Here is a 20,187-nt window from a genome sequence, read left to right on the forward strand (position 1 = left end):
CTGTGCATTAAAGTCAATATTACTGACCTAATGTTTCATCCACCGTGACCCCTGTATTCTTGAACAAGTCCCAAATACATGGTCATATGTTTTGACCAATTTCGGACGCCATCATGCCCTTTCAAAAAGTTCAGACTGAAAAGCTCTCGGTTGCGGTTGTTCAGCAGATCGAGCTGTTGATCCTGCGCGGCATTCTGCGCCCGGGCGAGCGCTTGCCACCCGAGCGTGAGCTGGCCGAGCGGATGGGTGTGTCCCGCCCGTCCCTGCGCGATGCAATTTCCGAGTTGCAGCAACAAGGCCTCCTGACCGCCAAAGCAGGATCCGGGATCTATGTGGCCGAGGTTCTGGGTTCGGCCTTTTCACCGGCGCTGATCCGGTTGTTCGGCAGCCACGACGAGGCAGTGTTCGACTATTTGTCTTTCCGTCGGGATATGGAGGGGCTGACCGCCGAGCGTGCAGCGCGGCTGGGTTCAAACAGCGACCTGAAGGTCATCCAGACGATCTTTGACAAGATGGAGGCCGCACACGACCGGAACGCCGCAGAAGACGAGGCGCAACTGGACGCGCAGTTTCACATGGCGATCATTGAGGCCAGCCACAACGTGGTGATGCTGCACATGATGCGGTCAATGTTCGATCTGCTGCGACAGGGCGTGTTCTATAACCGCCAGATCATGTTCCAGCAGCAAACGACGCGCGAGGCCATCCTAGACCAGCACCGCGCCATCAACACGGCGCTTCAGGCACGCGATCCGGCTGCGGCCCGCGCCGCCGTCGAAGCGCATTTAAACTATGTCGAGCAATGCCTTTGGGACCGGAAGAAGGCCGAACGCAATGAGGCCATCGCCCGGCAAAAATTGATGCACGAGGCCAAAGATTAGTCCAACGTCAACACGCTAATGTAGCGCCAGAACCCACCTCAGTTTTTCCCGCGATCTTTTCATAGAGTGCTTGATATTGGTCTGCGACCGCAGCTTCTGCATAGCTGCCCACCGCATGTTGCCGGGCGGCGCCCGACATAGCTTTCCCGGCATCACTATCGCGGTTCTGCAGGATCGAGATAATGCCTTGCGCGAGGTCCTCTGCCTCGAAGGGCCGCGCCAGATACCCCAGGCGTTGATTAGGAACCAGATCCGACAGCCCACTAGTGTTGAAGCCCACGACCGGAACGCCACAACACATGGCCTCAACACCCGTATATCCCAGCACCTCGCGCCGGGATGGCAATACAAAGACATCTGCAGCCGAGTAAATGCGCTTCAGCAAGCGGTTGTCGCTGACCCGCCCCATGAAATGCAGCGGATAGGGAAACTCGGCGTCGATCTTGTCACTGCCAAATACAACCGCCTGCACATCAGGAACGTCGCAATGCACCCGTCGCATAGCCTCGACGAGATGGGCAAAGCCCTTGTTGGGATCCTTGGTCGCTTGGACCGCGCCAAACAGTACCAACGGTGTGTCCTGGGGCAGCGATAGTTCGGCGCGTGCCTGGACTTTATCGACAGATTCCCAGAAATCAGTGTCGATCGCGTTAGGGATAACGGTGACAGGCCAGTCCCGCATCAATGCGCTTTGCCCTACGCAGTCAGCCAACCAGTTGCTGGGGCAAACGATCTGAAATGGCTGCTTCCAATGGGCGGCTTTGCTCTTCCAGACCCAGCGGTTCAAGTCGAACCCATCGTGTTTGGATGACGCGTAGCCGTCACGCCATCTGTCCAGTTCGCTAACATGCTCGGCCCCGGAGAACGGCCACATGTCATGAAACGTCCAGATCACGGGATGTTTCAGCGCTCCGATCTCGGCAATCGAAATCATATCGGAATTCACCCAATGCAAGTTCAATATTTGCGAGGGTTGGCTGTTCAAATACGCGCCCAGGCCGGACCTTGCAAGGCCAAGCGAAGCCAAGCCATCAACCTGCTTTCTTGCATATGTCTTTCGCAAGTACCTCGCGAATTCGCGCTGACAGAACCGCGTCAGCGTTCTTTTTGGGGTAAATTTTGTGATCCGGTCTTCGTCGGGGCCATCGACGACGGTCATGCACGAGTCCGTCCCGATGGACAGTAAAGCATGATGCAACCGACGGGCAGCGATTGCGGCTCCCCCACCAGAATAGCTGCGGCTAACGTGGTTTATGCGCATAGGAACGAATTTCGTGCGAATGTCCGATGTTCGAACGTCGGAGCCTTTGGATTTTCGTCACCAAGTGACATCCCCCGTTTTCAAATGACGCCAATCACCCAAGAACCTTTTTCTTCAGCCTTCTAATCTTGCGTCTTAAACGGGTCAAACGGTCCGGTCTATAGCTGAAATGCGCCCGCAATGCCTCGAGCGCGACGTTGTCCTCGGCGACATCATTGGGAAATGGCAGGTCATAGTCATAGCAGAGATCTTTTGGCCTCACCTCGTCCACTGGCCCGCAATGGGTTCCTGACCCGTCCAGACCGATATTGTCCGCAAAGGACCTGCAAGGGGACAGGCAAAGGCCATCGCGCATGAAAATTGTCGCGTACCAGAACACCGCCCACGTCCGAATGTCACCGCGTAAATTGCCTAGCACCTGACCCCACAAATCCTCGGTCCCGTTCAGGTTGAAGCGATGAATGTCATCGTCAGAAAACTGCTGAACCAGCTTCTTCGGGTCGCGTTCGAAATGCTGCCAACGGTCGGCCCAGCTGGCCCATCCCCAGCAGCTCATGAAGCGCCAGAAGATCGCGCCACGCCGGTCCAACAAAGCCGGAAGATCTTCGTTGAATCCAGCTATATGCCAGACGCGAGGGTCATCTTGGTATCGGTCCAGCGCGCGGTTCATATAGGTGAGAAACGCAGGCGAGGTTACGATGTCATCTTCGACCACAATAGCCTTGCCGTAAGCCTGCATCGTAGCGGTGACACCGTCCTGAATCGACCGGGCCAACCCGGCATTTGCATCACGCGCGTGCAATTTTACCGAGGCAAAGCCGGTCTGCGCTTCAATCACCTTGCGGGTTTCCGCGACCAAGAGCACTTCCTCTTCCGAGCGCGGCCCATCGAGATAGGCTATCAACTCGGTTTGCGCCGCGAGAGGTGACGCAGCAAGCGCCCGTAAGGTCCGTGCGGTATGATCGGGCCGGTTGAAAGCGAACAGACAGACCGGTGCTGGATCGGCGATCGCGGGTGCAGTGTCAGCCATAGCAACTCTCCGTCAGGTTTCCCGCAGGATATTTCGCAACCGAAGCATCGCCAAGAGCAGTCACAAAAAAGAAACCCGAAAGCGATCAGCCTTCGGGTTACTCTTTGTCGGAACAGCGTTAGAAGCTATCAATGCAGCTTGGTATCCACATCGGTGATCGAAGCATCGATCAGAGAATTCGCCTGTGCTGCGGTCATCTGCTTGGCCAGAATGGCGCTTGCAGCGGAAACCGCAACTGTGACGGCATGATCGCGAACTTCTTTCACAGCCGAAGCTTCGGCCGAAGCAATCTGGTCCTGTGCAGCAGCCAGACGGCGGGCAATCGAGCTTTCAAGGTCAGCTTTGGCCTGATCGGCTGCCAGAACTGCATCTTCCTTCGCAGCAGCGACAATCGCATCGGCCTGACCCTGAACTTCGCGTTGCTTACGCTCGTACGAGGCCAGCAGGCTGCGGGCTTCTTCGTGCAGGGCGCGGGCTTCGTCCAGTTCGGACTTGATGCCTTCGGCACGGTTGTCCAGCGCACCGCCGATCATTCCGGGGACCTTGAAATAGAACAGGACCGCAATGAAGACGATAAAGCCCAGCAACACAACAAAGTCGGTGTTGCCCAGCGAAAAGAACGGGCCGCTTGCAGCCAGCGCAGGGCTGGCGGCACCAACGGTCAGGATAAGGGCAAGAGTGTTCCGCATGTCACTTATCCTTTCGTCTGCGCGTCTACGGCACCGTTGATGGCATCGGCATCCGCCTTGCCGCCCAGTGCAGTAACCAGTTCAGCTGCCGTATCCTTGGCAACCACTTGAATGCTTTCCAGCGCACCGGCACGGATGTCGGCAATCGCCTTTTCCGATTCAGCCGCCTTTGCAGCGATTTCCGCGTCCGCCTTGGCAATCGCTTCATCCAGACCAACCTGGATTTCGGCGCGGGCTTCGGCAGCGATACGCTGTGCCTCAGAACGGGCATCGGCCAGCGCCTTGTTATAGGCCTCTTCAGCCTCGACCGCTTTGGCCTTCAGATCTTCTGCCGCAGCTAGGTCATTTGTAATGGTCCCCTGACGTTCCGCCAGGATTGCCGCGATGCGAGGCAAGGCCACGCGGGACAAGACCAGAAAGATGACGACCAGCGTAATGACCAGCCAGAAAATCTGGTTGGGGAACCAATCGAAGCAGAGCTGCGGCATCCCGATGGCAGAGCCACCGGCATCGACGCACGAGCCAGCTACTTCTTCTGTAAAGGGTTCAGTCGCCATGATGTCCTCCGTCGGAACGTTGTCTTTACAACAGGTGGGCCGCTATGGCTTGGACCCACCTGCGCGTAAGGATCAGGTTCCGCAGATTAGACGGCGAACATCAGCAGCAGCGAGACCAGGAATGCGAAGATCCCCAGGGCTTCTGCAAATGCGATACCGATGAACAGGGTTGCGGTCTGCGAAGCAGCCGCCGAAGGATTGCGCAGGGCGCCGGCCAGGAAGTTGCCTGCTACGTTGCCCACCCCGATTGCGGCTGCGCCGGAACCGATTGCTGCCAGGCCTGCGCCGATGTGTGCGAGATCGCCTTCCATGATGTTTCTCCTTACGAATTGGAAGTTTCGATGTTTGGGTATCGGACCTTAGTGCGAAGGATGCAGCGCATCTTTCAGGTAAACACAGGTCAGAATGGTGAATACGTAGGCCTGGATGAAGGCCACCAGGACCTCGAGGCCGTACATTGCGGTGATCGCCAGAACGGACACGGGTGAGATCACGGCAATCGCGGCAAAGCCTGCGAACACCTTGATAACCGCGTGGCCTGCCATGACGTTACCGGCAAGACGAATGGAGTGGCTGACCGGGCGCACGAAGTACGAGATCAGCTCGATGATTGCCAGGATCGGGCGCAGCGCCAGTGGCGCGCTGGACACCCAGAACAACCCCAAAAATGCGGCACCGTTCTTGACGAAACCCAGGATGGTCACGGTCAGGAACACGGCCAACGCCAGCGGGATGGTCACGGCGAAATGTGATGTGGTGGTGAACGAGGTCGGGATCAGGCCCAGGAAGTTCGCGGTCACGATGAACATGAACAGGGTCATGACATAGGGGAAGTACTTGATGCCTTCCTTGCCGCAGATGTCTTCGAGCATCTTGTAGATAAAGCCATAGGCCAGTTCCGCGATCGACTGCATGCGGGTCGGAACGATGGCGCGCTTGGAGGTGCTGAGGACCAGCAGGCCGATGACAGCGACAATCGACAGGAACAACCACAAGGTCACATTGGTCGGCGTGTACCATGCAATCTCACCACCAAAGAGCGGTTCGACAATGAACTGATCCATCGGGTGAAACACCAAGCTGCTGCTTTCTGCTGCGTGTTCCGCGCCCTCGGCGCCGTGTGCTGCGGTGGTCTCGCTTGCCACGTTCAGTCCCTCTCGTCCTTGTCGGCTGCCTTAGCCGCCGTTTGTTTCTCTTGAGCCTGTTGTGCGCTGCGGAGCATAACCTTTACCCCGGCGACCAGACCCAGCAATGTGAACAGCACCAGAAAGATCGGGAGTGTCCCGAGCAGGCTGTCCAGCCCGTATCCGATGCCAAATCCGATCCCAAGACCGGAAACCATTTCGATAACCATCCGCCAGGCAAGCTCGCCCCCCGAATAGTTGGCGTCTGCGCGGGTCTCGGGCTTTTGAGCCTTTTTCGTCGCCGCGATCTTCGCCTCCAGCTGCGCCATACGCTGCTTTTGGTCATCATCGGTCACGGACGTTTTCCTCGCACAGTCTTGGGCATGGTGCTAAGGGGCCGAGGGCGCAGAGTCAACGGCGTTGATCGCTCCAATCGACGCACCTCAAATCACTGTTTTCATTTAATTTTATTGCCATGGATCGATCTGATGATATGCCGCGCGGCGCCACCCCTGACCCGATCACACTGAATTCGCATATTCAACCAAATGGTTGACCAAACCAGAGCGCTGTGGTTCAGCGGGTTCATGTCCAACGATCTCGACACTGTATTTGCCGCCCTTGCCGACCCCACCCGCCGCGCCATTCTGGCGATGCTGCTGGAGGACGACATGGCAGTGACCGATGTCGCCGAACCATTCGACATGTCGCTGGCGGCGATCTCAAAGCACTTGGTCATCCTGACAAGGGCCGGGCTGATATCTCAGGAAAAGCGCGGGCGCGTGAAATGGTGCAAGCTGGAACCGGACGCAATGCGGTCGGCATCGGTCTGGATGCAAGGATTCGGCCAGTTCGAACCGGTGAACCTGGATGCGTTCGAACGGTTTCTGGAAGTTGAATTGCCCGCGACCAAAGACTCGTAAGACGATTTATCGGACGACAAACACCGACATCTTCGCGTGTTTTGCCAGATATCCTGCGTGGCTTGAGAAAATATAATCCGTTATCCGGGGGGCATGAGTCCCCACCACAATAAGATCTGCACCGATTTCTTCGGCCGCACGCGTGAGATCTCCGTCCACTTCGGCGGCGACATCGACCGAATGGATGTTTCGAAAGGTGACCTGCGCGCCACTAGCGTCGGCCAACTGGTCGGCAAGCGCGCTTATTTCAGTGTTGATCCCGCTGTCGGACTGCGTTGGGTCGCCGGGCTGCGATCCTGTGACACTGACAATTGTGATCTGAGCCCCTTGCCATTTAGCTATCTGTGCAGCGGCATCAGCCGCTTTGCGGATCTCTGGCGGTAGATGCAGATCGACGGGCAACATTATATGCTTGAACATGACGTCCTCCTCTTCCGGTTCCGAAGATACCTAAACGAAAGGTTGGACGCCTTGATCTGCCTCAACGGGACTGATCCACAAGGAATGCTGTTGCATCGCGCATTCAAAAGAAAAGGTTACCCTTCCTGACCTTCTTCCACTCCGGTAATCACGCCGCTGGCGTCGGCACGGCACAGCCATGGAGCGGCGGCACCGGTAACTGAAACCGAAATGACAGAGCCGGTTGGCTCTGTCTGAGTAGAAATCGTGCTGACATCCGCCGGTCGGGCACCAGTTTCCGCGCCAACCAGTGCTTCGCAGCTGGCTTGCAAATCCTCTTTGGCAGATTGACCTTGGCTGACGCCTCCGGTGCAGGCGGTCAGGGCGATCAGCGCCGTCAGCAAGCAAACTGTTTTCATTGTTGCTCAATCTCTTTTCTAGCTAAATCAAAAATCAGATTTCAGGGGACAACGCTGCCACATTCAAATCAGAAGTCAAAGATCAATCAGAGAGCGGGCGGGTTGCCTTCGGCGCGATGTCTTCGCCTTTCAGCAAGAGGAGCAGAGCGACCACAGTCAACACCAGACCAAAGTACACAAGATGCCCCGGGGCCGGTTGACCCAAAGCGATTTGCCACACAATCACCCAACTGGGCGTCAGGTACGTATAGGCCATGACCTTGGCAGACGGCAGGTAGAGCGTCGCATATTGCAACAGAACAAATGTCGCCGCGCTGGCGAAAATCGCCACGTAGAGCAGGCCGATCCAGACGATAGGCGGCAGGTTTGCCCAATCGGTGGCCCAAATGTCAGACCACCCAAAGGCCACCAACAAAACGCACCCGGCCACCAAAGTGCCGAATGTGAACACGACCGGGGGCTCTCCGCGGTTCAGCTTGCGAACCATCGGAGTGTAGATCGCATGTGCGACACATCCCCAGAAAAAGATGGCCTCACCCTGCCCGATTTCAAAAGCCTTGAACGCGACCCAGTCCGCACGAAAGACCACCCACAGCGCCCCGACTGCCCCGATCGTCAAAGCCAATGCCATATGCGGTGTCGTGACCTGCCTCAGCAGAAACCAACCCGCGATGGCCGACATAATCGGTGTCAGCGTAAACACCGCCGCTGCACTGACCGGAGGCGCGGTCTTCAGCCCGTAGAACATCAGAACGAAATAGATCGCGAACACCCCGCCCAGAACCAGATAGCGCCACGGTGCCTGTGCCGCGCTGCGTGGTAAGCCGGTGGTCGCCAGCGCCACCACTCCGATGACGACGCCCGCGATTGCAAAACGCGCCGCGTTGAGCGCGGCTGGCGCAATCTCGTTGGCGATCATCGAGCCGAACGAAAAGCTGCCCGCAACCAGCGCCGAAAAGGTCAGCATGGCCAGATGGCCACGCGCCTGTGGACTCATGGCAGCCAGCCTTTGGATTGTTCCTTAAGGAAAGACAAGAACGCCTGCACTTTGGTCGTGCGATGCAGATCAACATGGGTCACGAGCCACAATTTGCCGGACCATTCAGGTAATGGATCCATTACCTCTACCAGCTCGGGGTGACGCGCGGCCTCCCACCGGACCATGAAGCCGATGCCGGCCCCCGCCAACACTGCTTCACTGCCGGTATATATATTTGAGCAGCGGAAGGTGATGGAGTCAGCCGGGGCATTGGCACGCAGCCAGCGCGAAAACGGTGCGCGGCTGTTTTCATCGTCATTGCCAACAAAGGCGTGATTGGCAAAATCGTCTATGCCCGACGGCTTACCGCGTCGTGCAATGTAATCCTTACTGGCATACAGCCCCATATCCTGCGCCACAAATGGCTGCACGACATTGTCCGGCTGATCTGGCGCCGCCCCGGCCCGGATCGCCACATGCGCTTCGCCATATTCCAGCCGAAACAGGCGGTCACCGGTCAGGTAACGCACGATCAATCCGGGATGGCTTATTTGGAACTCGCTGAGCGTCGGCACAACCAAAGGGGCCAATGAGGCCAACGATGTTACGACAAGCTCACCCGAGACATCATCGCCGCGCCCTTTCATCCGTCCAACCAACTGGTTGAACTGGTCCTCGGTCGCCTGAGCAACGCGCAACAGATCCTCCCCGGCTTCGGTCGGGGTGTAACCGCGTGCGTGGCGCTGGAACAGCTTGATACTCAACCGTGCCTCGATCGCGTCGATATGGCGGATCACCGTCGCATGGTGAACGCCCAGAACTTCGGCCGCGCCGCTTACCGTTCCCATCCGGGCCACTTGATAAGCGGTCCTCACTTCATCCCAATTATCCATGGCAATGCCACCACTGTTCAAATTTCCACAATACCTGTTGATATATCCGAGTTTTGTTCACTAATGCAACGCTCATATTGGAACCAGACCAAGATTTCCCTGATCAAAGGACCGTAAAACATGACCAAAACTATCCTGCATATCGACGCCTCCGCCCGCCGCACCGGATCGGCCACCCGCGACCTGTCCGACCGGATCGTCAGGCATCTGGGTGCCGGACGTATCATCCGCCGCGATCTGGCCACCCCTTTGCCGCTGCTGACCGAAGACTGGATCGCCGCCAACTTCACCCCGGCGGATCAGAGGGACGCAGTTCAGCGTGATCAGTTGACCCTGTCGGATGAACTGGTGCAAGAAATCCAGCATGCCGATACACTTGTCATTGGCCTGCCGATCTACAATTTCTCGGTGCCGGCTGCGTTCAAGGCGTGGATCGATCTGGTCGCCAGGGTGGGTGTGACCTTCGCTTACACCGAAGACGGTCTCAAGGGCCTGCTGGACGGCAAACGCGCGGTGCTGGCGGTGGCGTCCGGCGGCACTGCCGTCGGGTCCGAGGCAGACTTTGCCACCAATTACGCCAAACACGTTCTGAGTTTTATCGGCATCCACGACGTAGATGTGATTGCAGCGGATCAAATGGCAATAGACGCCGAAGAGTCCGTCAAGAACGCCCACAGAGCGGTATCAGAGCTGGCAGCCTGAACAGGCGCTGGCCATTGCGCAAGGAAACGTCCACTCTTAGCCAATCAGGTTCACTGTAGATTGGGCGTTTTCCATGAAAAAAATCGGAATTCTGGGCGGGGTCGGTTGGGCATCAACGGTCGATTACTATCGGGCGATTGCCGAAGGCGCGAGCAGACACTTTGCGGAGCGCGGACATGGCGCGCCCCTTCCGATCCCACCGATGACAATCGAATCCGTCACTCAGGCCAAAACACGCGCCCTACGCGGCGTTGCGGGGGATGAAGACAGCTGGGCTGCGTTTGACGCTGTTTTCCGCAAGGCGCTGTTGACCCTGGAGCGCGCCGGGTGCGATTTCGCAATCATCGCGTCGAACACGCCACATGCAAGGCTGCACGCAATTCGCAAAGGCGTGCAGATGCCGATCCTCAGCATCTTCGACGCCACCGCCCAAACCACATCGAAAACCGGGGCCAGCAAAGCGCTGGTGCTAGGCACAGCGGTCACGATGCAGGCGCGCGATTATGCCAACAGGCTGGACCAAGAGGGTATTGCGGCCAACGAACAACTGCCTGACTCCGAGATCGAAGAAATGCAGGCGATGATCGACACGGATTTCTATGGTGGCGCTTCCGAACAAGCCCGCCCTCGGCTATTGGATTTCTGCAAACGCCACGCCAGCCCCGGAACCGCCATCCTTCTGGCCTGCACCGAGTTGCCTCTGGCATTCCCGGATCATCTGGATGACCCGATTTTCAAATCGGACGGGTATCTTTTTGTGAATCCGTCCGCAGCCCATGTCACGGCGGCGTTGGCAGAAGCCTTGGCCTAGGATTGATCCGATCCGGATCAGGGCAGCCATGTCACGTCGCAGTTGATCCGCTGGAAGAACGACATCAGGTCTTCACGTGCCATTGCCACAGTCCGGTCATTGACCAGCGGGTGCATGTTAATGACATCCGCCTGTTGCGTGGCTGCATCCATGAAGAACCGCACGTTGTTTTCCACACCGTTGATCATCGCCAACGGGCTGACCGCACCGGGTCGAATGCCAAGGTTTTGAAACAGGCGATCTGCCGAGCCAAACGATAGGTTGCCGATCTCAAGCTCGGCGCCCAGCGCCTTGAGATCAATCTCGCGGCTTTGTTCCAGCGTCACCAGATAGTTCCGCTTTTTCTTATCGCGCAAATACAGATTCTTGAGCCGTAGGGTGTTTTCACCCGGCACCATGAATTGGCCTTCGACCCCCTTGGCATCCTCGACGGTGCGCAACGGGACATGAGTGTGCAGGCGATAGGTCAGCCCCCAATCATCCAGCTGCGCCAGCAGCGCATCGGAACTGAGCGGCAATGAGTCCTGAAAAACGGATGACGCGTCCATGGGAACCTCCTATCTGACGCGCTCATCGCCTAACGCGGACAGAATTTCAAGCCGGGACAGGCCTGAAGATCAGTGCTAGCGTGCCGCCATGAAAGTGACGCGCAATACACAAAACCAACTGATCCTGGCCGATACTCCGTGGTTCATTGGCATCATGCTGGTCTTCTTTATCATGGCGTTTGTCGGCCCCGGCATCCTATTGATGAGTACCGGTGCTGAAAACATCTGGTTCGGGTTGATATTTGCCCTTGGCGGTGGCGGGCTGGGATTTGGGGCCTTTTGCGTCTTTGTCCGGCGTGTGCAGGTGATACTGGACCGGCACAAAGATCGCATCCTGATCCGGCGGCAATCGGTTTTTGGATATGAAGCGGTGGAACATGTTCTTTCAAACCTGTCCCATGCCGAGCTTGAAAGCACGGTATCGACAAGCGATGGACGGAGATCGACGCTCTATCGCCCCGTTCTGGTTCTGGACGAAGGCATGAGCGCCGGGCGCCATCCGATTGCCGAGGCGTATTCCAATGGTCGGGGGTCGCATAGGCTGGTTGATGCGATCAATGAATGGTTGCCCGCGCGCAAGGTTGACTCTCACACCCAATCCCCCTAAATCCCCTCCCAACATCCGGAAGCCTCTCGATCTTCCGGTCCCTTGAGTCGTTCAGGGATCGCCCCCCACCAGCGTGTTACGCCCGTGGGGGCGTTTGTGCATTTAACCGGTGCTTCCTATTTGGGGGGTGCTACGTCCAAACCGGCTAAGGGGGCCGCAGGCATGTTTGAAAATCTATCCGAACGCCTCTCTGGTGTCTTCGACCGGCTGACCAAACAAGGTGCGCTATCCGAAGAGGATGTCAAAACCGCCCTGCGCGAAGTGCGTGTGGCGCTGCTTGAGGCTGACGTCTCGCTGCCGGTTGCGCGTGAATTCGTCAAAAAGGTGCAGGATCAGGCCACCGGTCAGGCGGTAACCAAGTCGATCACCCCCGGTCAGCAGGTCGTCAAGATCGTACATGACACGCTGGTTGAGGTGCTGCGTGGCGAAGATGACCCCGGTGCGTTGAAGATCGACAACCCGCCTGCCCCCATCCTGATGGTCGGCCTGCAGGGTTCGGGTAAAACAACAACCACCGGTAAGCTGGCCAAGCGCCTGAAAGAGAAAGAGGGCAAGAAGGTCCTGATGGCCTCGCTGGACGTCTACCGCCCGGCCGCGATGGATCAGTTGGCGGTACTGGGCACACAGGTCGGCGTCGATACCCTGCCGATCGTTCCGGGCCAGAAACCGGTCGATATCGCCAAGCGCGCCAAACAGCAAGCGACGCTGGGTGGCTATGACGTCTACATGCTCGATACTGCGGGCCGTCTGCACATCGACGAAGTGCTGATGAACGAGGTCGAGCAGGTTCGCAACGCAGTCGACCCGCGCGAAACCCTGCTGGTCGTTGATGGTCTGACCGGTCAGGTCGCCGTTGAAGTGGCCGAGGAATTCGAAGCCAAGGTCGGTATCTCGGGCGTGGTTCTGACGCGGATGGATGGTGACGGGCGCGGCGGTGCGGCGTTGTCGATGCGCGCGGTCACCGGCAAACCGATCCGCTTCGTCGGTCTGGGCGAAAAGATGGATGCGCTCGAAACGTTCGAGCCGGACCGGATCGCCGGTCGTATTCTGGGTATGGGCGACATCGTTGCTCTGGTCGAAAAAGCCCAGGAAACGATGGAGATGGAACAGACCGAGCGCATGATGAAGCGCATGGTCAAGGGTCAGTTCAACATGAACGACCTGAAGATGCAGCTGGAACAGATGATCCAGATGGGCGGCATGCAGGGCATGATGGGTATGATGCCCGGCATGGGTAAAATGGCCAAGCAGATGGATCAGGCGGGTTTGGACGACAAGATCCTGCGCCAGCAGATCGCGCTGATCCAGTCGATGACCAAGCGCGAACGTGCTAATCCGCAACTGCTGCAGGCCAGCCGCAAAAAGCGGATCGCGGCGGGTTCAGGGATGGAGGTCAGCGACCTCAACAAACTGCTCAAGATGCACCGGCAGATGTCGGACATGATGAAGAAGATGGGCAAGATGGGCAAAGGCAAGATGCTGAAACAGGCCATGAAAGGCATGTTCGGCAAAGGCGGCCCCTCGCCCGAAGACATGGCCGCAGGCATGGACCCCAAGGCGTTGGAACAGGCGGCGAAGGCGATGGGTGGCAAGATGCCCGGTGGTATGCCCGGCATGGGCGGCGGCATGGGCCTGCCCCCGGGCTTGAGCGGGTTCGGAAAGAAAAAGTGACACCAGCACGCTGCACCCAGCCCCCGTCCGGAAAGGCGGCGATGGCAGCAGCGCAATATCGCGCGGCCCTGCCGGTCATTCAAACCCGGCGGCTGGTTCTTCGTGCGCCCACTTTGGACGACCTTCCTGTATGGACGTCGATCTGTCAGGACAGCTTTGGCGATACCGCGCAAGAAGCATGGACCGAGTTTTCCTACTATACATCCGGCTGGCTTCTGCATGGTCACGGCCTGTTCACGGTTACGCTGAGAGAGGATGATCAGGTCATTGGCTTCGTCATTCTGGGCCTCGAATGGGACGATCAGGAGCCCGAGCTTGGTTATATGTTCAGCACCGAACACCGCATGCAAGGCTACGCAACTGAGGCGTGCACTGCGGTTCGCGACTTCGGATTTGACCTGCTCGGATCGGGGCAGTTCGTAAGCTACGTGTCGGCATCCAATGCCCGCTCAAACGCACTCGCAGCCCGCTTGGGCGCGGCGCGAGACAAAGCTGTCGAACACAGCTTTGGTCCAGATCAGCATGTCTGGCGTTACGGCGAGGTGCAGGCATGACACTCACCCTTGCCATACCGACACTGGAGACAGAACGCCTGATCATGCGGGCGCCCTCCGAGGCTGATCTGGATGCGGATGCTGCGTTCTTCGCCAGCGATGCCGCAAGGTTCGTTGGTGGCCCGCTGCGCCGGGATGAAACATGGCGGGTTGTTGCCTCGCTTCTGGGTCATTGGGCACTGCGCGGCTATGGGTACTGGAGCGTCGATGAAAAGGACACCGGGGCCTATGTCGGACGGATCGGCCTGTGGTTCCCCGAAGGCTGGCCCGAGCCCGAAATCGGCTGGACGCTTCTGAACCATGCCACCGGCAAAGGCTATGCGACCGAGGCCGCGCTGGCCGCGCGCGCGCATGCCTATGATGTACTGGGCTGGGAAACAGCGATCTCGCTGATCGATCTGGACAATCACGCCAGCAAAGCCGTGGCCAAACGCTTGGGCGCGCAGTTCGAATATCACTATGAACACCCAAAGTTTGGCACCACCGAAATCTGGCGGCACCCGGCACCGGGCGATCTGGTGAATGGCGGGATGGAGGCCTACGCATGACCTCCTTCAGCATCCCCAGCGTTGAAACCGAACGCCTGATCCTGCGTGCGCCACATCAAGATGACCTTCCGGCGATGACCGCGTTTTTTGCGACTGATCGTAGTCACATGGTCGGCGGGCCGAAAGATGCTGCAGGCAGTTGGTCCTCGTTAGCAAGCCGATTGGGCCATTGGGCGCTGAACGGATATGGCTTGTGGCATCTGACCGAGAAATCCAGCGGTGATTTCGTCGGCTGGGCTGGCATGATCTATGCACCCGGCTGGCATGAACCCGAACTGGGCTGGGCGCTGATGGCGCAGGCCGAGGGCAAGGGGCTTGGCTTTGAGGCCGCGCAGGCCGCACGCGACTATGCCGCCCGCCATCAAGGCCTGAATGGCGTCATGAGCTATATTGCGCATGCCAACAACCGCTCTCGGGTACTGGCCGAGCGCCTTGGTGCAACGCTGGAGCATGAGAATGCCGAGCTGTTGGGCAAACGCGCTCAGATCTGGCGCCACCCGACAATTGACCTGGCGACCCCCGCTTTGACCACCGAGAGGACCGGCCAATGACCAACCCCGTGACACAAGCTGCCACGCTGTTGAAAGAGCATCGCGAAAGCATTGACCGGCTGGACGCGATCCTTGTCTACACGCTGGGCGAACGGTTCAAGCACACGCAGGCCGTTGGCAAGCTCAAGGCGACACACGACCTTCCCCCGTCCGATCCCTCGCGCGAGGCTGCGCAGATCGCACGGTTAGAAGACCTGGCGAAAGAGGCCGATCTGGACCCCGACTTTGCCAAGGCTTTCCTGAATTTCATCATTCAGGAAGTCATTCGACACCACAAGAAACATCAGAATTAACCGGAAACGATCCCGGCTCAACCAAAAGACACGCCTCTGGCGTGATGCCATTCAAAGGAGATACCACCATGGCTATGAAAATTCGTCTCGCCCGCGGCGGCTCGAAAAAACGTCCCTTCTATCGCATCGTGGCTGCTGACAGCCGCATGCCACGCGACGGCCGTTTCATCGAAAAGCTGGGCACCTACAACCCGCTGCTGCCCAAAGACAGCGAAGAGCGCGTGAAAATGAACGTCGAGCGCGTTCAGTACTGGCTGGACCAGGGCGCACAGCCCACCGACCGGATCGCCCGCATGCTGGAAGCTGCCGGTACCCGTGACAAGGCCGAGCGTAGCAACCCCAACAAGGGTACCCCGGGCAAGAAAGCGCAGGAACGCGTGGAAGAGAAAGCTGCCAAGGCTGCTGCTGCCGCCGAAGCCGCTGCTGCACCGGCTGAAGAAGTCGCGGCAGAAGAATAAGCAGTCGGTCGCGTGCAGGATCAGGCTTTCACCGACGATTTTCGCGCGCAGTTCGATCTGTTGATGCGGCTCCGGCGCGATGTGCGCCGGTTCCGCACCGACGCGATAGATGAGGCGGTGCTGACGCGCTGCCTCGACGCGTTTCGACTGGCCCCCTCGGTGGGGCTGAGCGAACCCTGGCGCGTCATTCGCGTCGAAAGCCCGGCGGCGCGTGCCGCTGCGCTTGAAAATTTCCAAACGGCCAATGATCTGGCCCTTCAAGGGTATTCCGGCGAAAAGGCGCAGCTATACAGTCGCCTGAAACTGTCCGGCATGCAGGAGGCACCGGTACAGCTGGCTGTTTTCTGTGATGATGCCACGGACAAGGGCTTGGGTCTGGGCGCGGTCACAATGCCCGAGATGCGGCGTTACTCCGTAGTCTCGGCCATCACCATGTTTTGGCTGGCATTGCGGGCGCAAGGGCTGGGGTTGGGCTGGGTTTCGATCCTTGACCCCGACCGGATGACCCGCGATCTGAAGGTCTCTGATGATTGGCAGCTGATCGGTTATTTCTGCGTCGGCTGGCCCGAAGAGGAATCGGACACGCCCGAGCTTGAGCGTGTCGGCTGGGAAACCCGTGACGACGCCCTAGCTATCGAAACGCGGTGAGTGGGTATGTTTGGATTGATACGACTTCCCATCCTGCTACTGATCGCTTTTATTGTCGGCGTGTTCTTTGAACGCTCCAACCAGCGCGAGGCCTGTGCCGCGCAGGGCAAATGGCAGGATGGACTATGTGTGACAACGGAAGGGCCAAATGAGTGATCTGATCTGCGTTGGCAGCGTTGCAGGGTCTTATGGTGTGCGCGGTGAGGTGCGGCTGAAAAGCTTCTGCGCCGTTCCCGAGGACATCGAGGCCTATTCCCCACTGACCGACGAGAATGGCAAAGAGCGCTATCCACTCGTACTGACCCGCCCGATCAAAAACGGGTTCGCCGCACGGCTAGGAGGGGTTGAGACCAAGGAACAGGCCGATGCCATCAACGGGCTGCGCCTGTTTGCGCGGCGCGATCAGTTGCCCTCGCTTCCCGATGATGAATTCTACCACACCGATCTGATCGGGCTTGAGGTGTACGACACTGGTGGAGCCCTTCTCGGGACAGTTAAGTCCGTGATGAACCATGGTGCGGCGGATTTGCTGGAACTGCACGGGCCGGGCCTGAAGTCCACTGTGCTGCTGCCTTTCACACTGGAGGCCGTGCCCACTGTTGATCTGGACCAAGGTCGCATCGTCGCTGACCCGCCAGAAGGTCTTATCTGATGCGGCGTGTTCTGCTGCATCTGGGCCTTCACAAAACCGGCACGACTGCAGCGCAATCGTTTTTATATGAAAATCGCGAACTGATCTGGCCACATTTCTCGCTGATTTTGCCCTACAAGACACGCAAAGCCGGGTTGTCCGAAGCGGCAACACGGCATTCGATCTACCGGCTGGATGCCACTCTGAACGCATTCGGCACTCAGATGAACGATCTGTTGAATTCACTGGATTTCGGCACGCGGCGCGGGATGATCCTGAGTGAAGAGAACTTCTCGGGCTTGCGTCCCAGCAGAAACAGTGCCGAAGGGTACGCTGCGGCCCCGGAACTTGCTGCCGCTCTGGTCAACCTGATCCACCACCGTCTGCATGGTGAAGAGGTCGACATCACAGTGTATCTGTCCCTACGGCAGCGGGGGGGATGGTTGCGCAGCCTGTGGGCGCATGATCTGCAACACGCACGCCTGGTTCGGGATTTTGACGATTTTCGCGCCACCCTTGATCACCTGCCCTCGCTGCAGGAAACAGCAAACAGCATTCGGGACAGGCTGCCCCAGGTCTCGGTGCGGACAGAGTGGCTGGAAGACCTGCAAGCGCGCCGCTTTGGTCCGGGCGCGCCGTTTGCGGAATTCCTGAAGCTGCCACGTGACAAGGCCTCTCGGCTTGTTCCTCCTAAGCAATCCAATCACGGCCTGCCTGAGCCTGTGTTGGTCGAATTGTTGGCACTCAACCGGTCCTCGCTGGACGAAACCGCGCTGATCGCGCAAAAGAAGGCGGTTATCCAAAGTGCCCGCGACGAACTGATCGGCTGAACATGTCTGACACGCCAAGTAAATCTCACGGCCGCAAAGCCATCCGCCCGACCCTGAAACCGCGTGAGCTGCTAACGCCCACACCGGATTTGCATGGGGTTTGGAAGGCCAAGATCATCACGTTGTTTCCGGCGGCCTTTCCCGGCGTTCTGGGGGAAAGCCTGACCGGCAAAGCCCTGCAAGAGGGGTTGTGGCAGCTGGAAACCGTGGATCTGCGACAGTTCGGGGTCGGCAAGCACCGCAACGTCGATGACACGCCTGCTGGAGGCGGTGCGGGCATGGTTTTGCGCGCCGATGTGCTGGGTGAGGCCATTGAGCATACGACGGCCGGCCTTCAAGGCAATTGGCCACTGATCTATCTCAGCCCGCGCGGGCGCCGGATGGATCAACGCATGATGCAAAATTTGGCGCGTTGCGATGGCATGACGCTACTGTGTGGCCGCTTCGAAGGTGTGGATGAGCGGGTGCTGGAACATTACGGGGTCCAGGAAGTTTCACTGGGGGATTTTGTCATGACTGGTGGAGAGATTGCGGCACAGGCCTTGATCGACGCCACCGTGCGGTTGATCCCCGGTGTACTGGGCAATCAGGCGTCAACCGAAGAAGAGAGCTTTTCATCCGGCCTGTTGGAACATCCGCAATACACCCGACCAGCAGATTGGAAAGGCCGCCCTATTCCTGAGGTTCTGATGTCCGGCCACCATGGGCGCATTGCCGAATGGCGTCACAAAATGGCCGAGGATATCACCCGTGAACGTCGGCCGGATGTGTGGGAAAACTATACGGATTCTCAAAACGACAATCCCGATTAACTTTCCGGTATGTGGCCCACGTGCTGCAGATTCCAAATTTGGCCGATTGCCATTTGCAGTTGATCAAATCGGCAATTACTCCATTGACGGAGCCTGACGCATAACAGGGCTTTGAGAAATGTGAGACTGTCGAATTATGAAGAAGATTTTCTGTGCGCCTTGATGGCTGTGTCTGCCTGCACCACCAAGCCGCTTGAGACTGCTATCCCCACCCAAGCCGGTCACAATCTGCATTCCGCCAAAGTCGCGGTCGACTCGTGTTCTGTGGAAGCCGACGAAGGCGGCAACGCTGCAGTCATCGGTGGCTATGCAACCAATGTACTTTTGTTCGGCACCCTGATTGGCCCCATTTTAACAGCCCCCGTTCAGGACGAATTGCGCACCCAAGGTGAAATCGATCAGGTTGATCGCTGCTTGACCGAGCGGGGCTTCGAACGCCATGAGCTTACCCAAGGTGAGTCATTCTGGCTGCGCAATGCCTATGGCGAAGAGCGCGTGCGCCGATTGGATCACTTGATCGGTGGCGGCACCATCGAAACCTACGGGACACCGAAGGTCTAAGTGTTCCCCGCTTTCCATTGGGCCCAGATTTCCGGTGTGCCGTTGAAGGTGTTGATATCAACTTTACCCTGCACACCGGGCACCAGCCCGGTGCCCGTGTATTGCCAAAACCGCCAAAGCGCCCGGGGGTAGACCTGACGTGGATGACCTGCGACTGACCTTAGCCAGAATTCGGTCTGTGGCAGGCGCCCGATATCGGTATCCTCGTAGAAGTCCACGGTCGTATAAACGATCGGTCGGCGACCATAGTGACGTTCCAGAATATCAAGGAACTGCTGCGCCTCGGCCCGGATAGCCTTGCCATCGGGTCGTAAGGTGCAGGTCTTGGAATGCGGCGTCCATTCCATGTCCAGTACATGCGGCAGATCTGCGCCTTTGGGCACATTCTGAATGAACCAACGGGCCTGCTCTCGGGCGGTGCGGCAGAAGTAATAATAGTGGTACGCCCCCCATGGCACGCCAGCCGCCTGTGCACCCTGCCTGTGATCGTCAAACAGCGGATCGGCAACGTCGCCACCCTCGGTCGCTTTGAGGAAAGCAAAGCTGATGCCCGAGGCCCGGGCCGTGCGCCAATCGATCGGGCCCTGCCAGCGCGACACGTCAACACCGTGCACCGGATAGTGCCCGGGATGCCGCTTTTCCCAGTCATGAGGGTCGGCATCGCCGAAATCGGGGTAGATCACCGAAGGCGCCGTTCTGTCCACGACTGACGAAGGTTCTATCGCCTGAGGTTGCGGGCCACCACGCCCGCACGCAACAAGCACGGCCCCTGTAACGGCCAGCATGAGTGCAAATCGCATCATCGGT

At 58.3% G+C, this 20,187-nt stretch carries 30 protein-coding genes; 17 read left to right on the forward strand and 13 right to left on the reverse strand.

Annotated elements, in window-relative coordinates:
* Positions 1–113: 113 nt before the first annotated feature.
* Positions 114–881 carry an FCD domain-containing protein gene (locus tag HW561_RS17040; protein ID WP_176866574.1) on the forward strand — a complete coding sequence of 256 codons (768 nt, stop codon included), beginning with the start codon at positions 114–116 and terminating at the stop codon, positions 879–881.
* A gap of 7 nt (positions 882–888) precedes the next feature.
* Here the strand turns inward: HW561_RS17040 and HW561_RS17045 are convergent, their stop codons facing one another.
* From HW561_RS17045 to HW561_RS17075, 7 genes are all read right to left on the reverse strand, one after another.
* The gene (locus HW561_RS17045; RefSeq protein ID WP_328803300.1) at positions 889–2,040 is read right to left on the reverse strand and encodes a glycosyltransferase; all 1,152 of its coding nucleotides are present in this window, start codon (positions 2,038–2,040) and stop codon (positions 889–891) included.
* Between the two features lie 196 nt (positions 2,041–2,236).
* The gene (locus tag HW561_RS17050; RefSeq protein ID WP_176866576.1) at positions 2,237–3,172 is read right to left on the reverse strand and encodes a glycosyltransferase family protein; all 936 of its coding nucleotides are present in this window, start codon (positions 3,170–3,172) and stop codon (positions 2,237–2,239) included.
* A 128-nt stretch (positions 3,173–3,300) separates the two neighbouring features.
* Positions 3,301–3,861 (reverse strand): F0F1 ATP synthase subunit B, encoded by a 561-nt coding sequence (locus HW561_RS17055; protein WP_176866577.1) that lies wholly within the window; start codon positions 3,859–3,861, stop codon positions 3,301–3,303.
* 5 nt (positions 3,862–3,866) lie between these two features.
* Positions 3,867–4,418 (reverse strand): F0F1 ATP synthase subunit B', encoded by a 552-nt coding sequence (locus HW561_RS17060; RefSeq protein ID WP_176866578.1) that lies wholly within the window; start codon positions 4,416–4,418, stop codon positions 3,867–3,869.
* An 86-nt stretch (positions 4,419–4,504) separates the two neighbouring features.
* Positions 4,505–4,729 (reverse strand): F0F1 ATP synthase subunit C, encoded by a 225-nt coding sequence (locus HW561_RS17065; protein WP_005981269.1) that lies wholly within the window; start codon positions 4,727–4,729, stop codon positions 4,505–4,507.
* 48 nt (positions 4,730–4,777) lie between these two features.
* On the reverse strand, positions 4,778–5,563 hold the full coding sequence (locus HW561_RS17070) for a F0F1 ATP synthase subunit A (RefSeq protein WP_176866579.1): 786 nt from the start codon (positions 5,561–5,563) through the stop codon (positions 4,778–4,780).
* A gap of 2 nt (positions 5,564–5,565) precedes the next feature.
* Complete coding sequence (locus HW561_RS17075; RefSeq protein WP_176866580.1) at positions 5,566–5,898, reverse strand: AtpZ/AtpI family protein; 333 nt, start codon at positions 5,896–5,898, stop codon at positions 5,566–5,568.
* Between the two features lie 231 nt (positions 5,899–6,129).
* Here HW561_RS17075 and HW561_RS17080 point away from each other — a divergent pair, with 231 nt between their 5' ends.
* The gene (locus HW561_RS17080; protein WP_176866647.1) at positions 6,130–6,465 is read left to right on the forward strand and encodes an ArsR/SmtB family transcription factor; all 336 of its coding nucleotides are present in this window, start codon (positions 6,130–6,132) and stop codon (positions 6,463–6,465) included.
* Positions 6,466–6,471: 6 nt separating this feature from the next.
* On the opposite strand, the gene HW561_RS17085 is transcribed toward HW561_RS17080, so the two are convergent.
* The 4 genes from HW561_RS17085 to HW561_RS17100 all read right to left on the reverse strand — a co-directional run bounded on the left by HW561_RS17085 (position 6,472) and on the right by HW561_RS17100 (position 9,155).
* Positions 6,472–6,885: a universal stress protein gene (locus HW561_RS17085; protein WP_176866581.1), complete on the reverse strand. Its 414-nt coding sequence runs from the start codon at positions 6,883–6,885 to the stop codon at positions 6,472–6,474.
* A 116-nt stretch (positions 6,886–7,001) separates the two neighbouring features.
* Positions 7,002–7,283, reverse strand: coding sequence for a hypothetical protein (locus tag HW561_RS17090; protein ID WP_176866582.1), 282 nt, complete (start codon positions 7,281–7,283; stop codon positions 7,002–7,004).
* 82 nt (positions 7,284–7,365) lie between these two features.
* Entirely contained in the window at positions 7,366–8,280 is a 915-nt protein-coding gene (locus HW561_RS17095; protein WP_176866583.1) for a DMT family transporter, read from the reverse strand.
* Positions 8,277–9,155, reverse strand: a complete 879-nt coding sequence (locus tag HW561_RS17100; protein WP_176866584.1) for a LysR family transcriptional regulator — start codon at positions 9,153–9,155, stop codon at positions 8,277–8,279. Before HW561_RS17100 ends, HW561_RS17095 begins: the two co-directional genes overlap by 4 nt.
* A gap of 120 nt (positions 9,156–9,275) precedes the next feature.
* Between HW561_RS17100 and HW561_RS17105 the strand changes: the two genes are divergently transcribed.
* Together HW561_RS17105 and HW561_RS17110 are read left to right on the forward strand one after the other, a co-directional pair.
* Positions 9,276–9,857: an FMN-dependent NADH-azoreductase gene (locus HW561_RS17105; RefSeq protein WP_176866585.1), complete on the forward strand. Its 582-nt coding sequence runs from the start codon at positions 9,276–9,278 to the stop codon at positions 9,855–9,857.
* 73 nt (positions 9,858–9,930) lie between these two features.
* Positions 9,931–10,668 carry an aspartate/glutamate racemase family protein gene (locus HW561_RS17110; protein ID WP_176866586.1) on the forward strand — a complete coding sequence of 246 codons (738 nt, stop codon included), beginning with the start codon at positions 9,931–9,933 and terminating at the stop codon, positions 10,666–10,668.
* A gap of 17 nt (positions 10,669–10,685) precedes the next feature.
* Here HW561_RS17110 and HW561_RS17115 read toward each other — a convergent pair whose 3' ends face one another.
* Positions 10,686–11,216 carry a prolyl-tRNA synthetase associated domain-containing protein gene (locus tag HW561_RS17115; RefSeq protein ID WP_176866587.1) on the reverse strand — a complete coding sequence of 177 codons (531 nt, stop codon included), beginning with the start codon at positions 11,214–11,216 and terminating at the stop codon, positions 10,686–10,688.
* An 88-nt stretch (positions 11,217–11,304) separates the two neighbouring features.
* Between HW561_RS17115 and HW561_RS17120 the strand changes: the two genes are divergently transcribed.
* The 13 genes from HW561_RS17120 (at position 11,305) to HW561_RS17180 (ending at position 19,380) form a co-directional block, all read left to right on the forward strand.
* Positions 11,305–11,823 (forward strand): hypothetical protein, encoded by a 519-nt coding sequence (locus tag HW561_RS17120; protein ID WP_176866588.1) that lies wholly within the window; start codon positions 11,305–11,307, stop codon positions 11,821–11,823.
* 162 nt (positions 11,824–11,985) lie between these two features.
* Complete coding sequence (ffh, locus tag HW561_RS17125; RefSeq protein ID WP_176866589.1) at positions 11,986–13,494, forward strand: signal recognition particle protein; 1,509 nt, start codon at positions 11,986–11,988, stop codon at positions 13,492–13,494.
* Positions 13,491–14,048, forward strand: a complete 558-nt coding sequence (locus HW561_RS17130) for a GNAT family N-acetyltransferase (RefSeq protein ID WP_176866590.1) — start codon at positions 13,491–13,493, stop codon at positions 14,046–14,048. The genes ffh and HW561_RS17130 overlap by 4 nt, the downstream gene beginning before the upstream one ends.
* Positions 14,045–14,596, forward strand: coding sequence for a GNAT family N-acetyltransferase (locus tag HW561_RS17135; RefSeq protein WP_176866591.1), 552 nt, complete (start codon positions 14,045–14,047; stop codon positions 14,594–14,596). Before HW561_RS17130 ends, HW561_RS17135 begins: the two co-directional genes overlap by 4 nt.
* Positions 14,593–15,147, forward strand: coding sequence for a GNAT family N-acetyltransferase (locus HW561_RS17140; RefSeq protein ID WP_176866592.1), 555 nt, complete (start codon positions 14,593–14,595; stop codon positions 15,145–15,147). The genes HW561_RS17135 and HW561_RS17140 overlap by 4 nt, the downstream gene beginning before the upstream one ends.
* Complete coding sequence (locus HW561_RS17145; protein WP_176866593.1) at positions 15,144–15,440, forward strand: chorismate mutase; 297 nt, start codon at positions 15,144–15,146, stop codon at positions 15,438–15,440. Before HW561_RS17140 ends, HW561_RS17145 begins: the two co-directional genes overlap by 4 nt.
* A 68-nt stretch (positions 15,441–15,508) precedes the next feature.
* Positions 15,509–15,898, forward strand: a complete 390-nt coding sequence (gene rpsP / locus HW561_RS17150; RefSeq protein ID WP_176866594.1) for a 30S ribosomal protein S16 — start codon at positions 15,509–15,511, stop codon at positions 15,896–15,898.
* Positions 15,899–15,910: 12 nt separating this feature from the next.
* The gene (bluB, locus tag HW561_RS17155; RefSeq protein WP_176866595.1) at positions 15,911–16,546 is read left to right on the forward strand and encodes a 5,6-dimethylbenzimidazole synthase; all 636 of its coding nucleotides are present in this window, start codon (positions 15,911–15,913) and stop codon (positions 16,544–16,546) included.
* Positions 16,547–16,552: 6 nt separating this feature from the next.
* A complete protein-coding gene (locus tag HW561_RS17160; RefSeq protein ID WP_176866596.1) occupies positions 16,553–16,702 on the forward strand; it encodes a hypothetical protein in 150 nt (49 codons plus the stop codon).
* Positions 16,695–17,198, forward strand: coding sequence for a ribosome maturation factor RimM (gene rimM / locus HW561_RS17165; protein ID WP_176866597.1), 504 nt, complete (start codon positions 16,695–16,697; stop codon positions 17,196–17,198). The genes HW561_RS17160 and rimM overlap by 8 nt, the downstream gene beginning before the upstream one ends.
* Positions 17,198–18,007: a hypothetical protein gene (locus HW561_RS17170; protein ID WP_176866598.1), complete on the forward strand. Its 810-nt coding sequence runs from the start codon at positions 17,198–17,200 to the stop codon at positions 18,005–18,007. Before rimM ends, HW561_RS17170 begins: the two co-directional genes overlap by 1 nt.
* Before the next feature lie 2 nt (positions 18,008–18,009).
* The gene (gene trmD, locus HW561_RS17175; protein WP_176866599.1) at positions 18,010–18,819 is read left to right on the forward strand and encodes a tRNA (guanosine(37)-N1)-methyltransferase TrmD; all 810 of its coding nucleotides are present in this window, start codon (positions 18,010–18,012) and stop codon (positions 18,817–18,819) included.
* A gap of 120 nt (positions 18,820–18,939) precedes the next feature.
* Positions 18,940–19,380 (forward strand): hypothetical protein, encoded by a 441-nt coding sequence (locus HW561_RS17180; RefSeq protein WP_176866600.1) that lies wholly within the window; start codon positions 18,940–18,942, stop codon positions 19,378–19,380.
* Here the strand turns inward: HW561_RS17180 and HW561_RS17185 are convergent.
* Positions 19,377–20,183: a glycoside hydrolase family 25 protein gene (locus HW561_RS17185; protein WP_408015396.1), complete on the reverse strand. Its 807-nt coding sequence runs from the start codon at positions 20,181–20,183 to the stop codon at positions 19,377–19,379. The genes HW561_RS17180 and HW561_RS17185 overlap by 4 nt on opposite strands.
* Positions 20,184–20,187: the final 4 nt, after the last annotated feature.

This window comes from Ruegeria haliotis, from assembly GCF_013377785.1.
GTDB classification, from domain to species: Bacteria; Pseudomonadota; Alphaproteobacteria; order Rhodobacterales; family Rhodobacteraceae; genus Ruegeria; species Ruegeria haliotis.

Coding starts and splice junctions, on each gene's coding strand:
- HW561_RS17040 (WP_176866574.1), top strand. CDS start 114: ATGCCCTTTCAAAAAGTTCAGACTGAAAAGCTCTCGGTTGCGGTTGTT.
- HW561_RS17045 (WP_328803300.1), bottom strand. CDS start 2,040: ATGACCGTCGTCGATGGCCCCGACGAAGACCGGATCACAAAATTTACC.
- HW561_RS17050 (WP_176866576.1), bottom strand. CDS start 3,172: ATGGCTGACACTGCACCCGCGATCGCCGATCCAGCACCGGTCTGTCTG.
- HW561_RS17055 (WP_176866577.1), bottom strand. CDS start 3,861: ATGCGGAACACTCTTGCCCTTATCCTGACCGTTGGTGCCGCCAGCCCT.
- HW561_RS17060 (WP_176866578.1), bottom strand. CDS start 4,418: ATGGCGACTGAACCCTTTACAGAAGAAGTAGCTGGCTCGTGCGTCGAT.
- HW561_RS17065 (WP_005981269.1), bottom strand. CDS start 4,729: ATGGAAGGCGATCTCGCACACATCGGCGCAGGCCTGGCAGCAATCGGT.
- HW561_RS17080 (WP_176866647.1), top strand. CDS start 6,130: ATGTCCAACGATCTCGACACTGTATTTGCCGCCCTTGCCGACCCCACC.
- HW561_RS17085 (WP_176866581.1), bottom strand. CDS start 6,885: ATGTTCAAGCATATAATGTTGCCCGTCGATCTGCATCTACCGCCAGAG.
- HW561_RS17090 (WP_176866582.1), bottom strand. CDS start 7,283: ATGAAAACAGTTTGCTTGCTGACGGCGCTGATCGCCCTGACCGCCTGC.
- HW561_RS17095 (WP_176866583.1), bottom strand. CDS start 8,280: ATGAGTCCACAGGCGCGTGGCCATCTGGCCATGCTGACCTTTTCGGCG.
- HW561_RS17100 (WP_176866584.1), bottom strand. CDS start 9,155: ATGGATAATTGGGATGAAGTGAGGACCGCTTATCAAGTGGCCCGGATG.
- HW561_RS17105 (WP_176866585.1), top strand. CDS start 9,276: ATGACCAAAACTATCCTGCATATCGACGCCTCCGCCCGCCGCACCGGA.
- HW561_RS17110 (WP_176866586.1), top strand. CDS start 9,931: ATGAAAAAAATCGGAATTCTGGGCGGGGTCGGTTGGGCATCAACGGTC.
- HW561_RS17115 (WP_176866587.1), bottom strand. CDS start 11,216: ATGGACGCGTCATCCGTTTTTCAGGACTCATTGCCGCTCAGTTCCGAT.
- HW561_RS17120 (WP_176866588.1), top strand. CDS start 11,305: ATGAAAGTGACGCGCAATACACAAAACCAACTGATCCTGGCCGATACT.
- ffh (WP_176866589.1), top strand. CDS start 11,986: ATGTTTGAAAATCTATCCGAACGCCTCTCTGGTGTCTTCGACCGGCTG.
- HW561_RS17135 (WP_176866591.1), top strand. CDS start 14,045: ATGACACTCACCCTTGCCATACCGACACTGGAGACAGAACGCCTGATC.
- HW561_RS17140 (WP_176866592.1), top strand. CDS start 14,593: ATGACCTCCTTCAGCATCCCCAGCGTTGAAACCGAACGCCTGATCCTG.
- HW561_RS17145 (WP_176866593.1), top strand. CDS start 15,144: ATGACCAACCCCGTGACACAAGCTGCCACGCTGTTGAAAGAGCATCGC.
- rpsP (WP_176866594.1), top strand. CDS start 15,509: ATGGCTATGAAAATTCGTCTCGCCCGCGGCGGCTCGAAAAAACGTCCC.
- HW561_RS17160 (WP_176866596.1), top strand. CDS start 16,553: ATGTTTGGATTGATACGACTTCCCATCCTGCTACTGATCGCTTTTATT.
- rimM (WP_176866597.1), top strand. CDS start 16,695: ATGAGTGATCTGATCTGCGTTGGCAGCGTTGCAGGGTCTTATGGTGTG.
- HW561_RS17170 (WP_176866598.1), top strand. CDS start 17,198: ATGCGGCGTGTTCTGCTGCATCTGGGCCTTCACAAAACCGGCACGACT.
- trmD (WP_176866599.1), top strand. CDS start 18,010: ATGTCTGACACGCCAAGTAAATCTCACGGCCGCAAAGCCATCCGCCCG.
- HW561_RS17185 (WP_408015396.1), bottom strand. CDS start 20,183: ATGATGCGATTTGCACTCATGCTGGCCGTTACAGGGGCCGTGCTTGTT.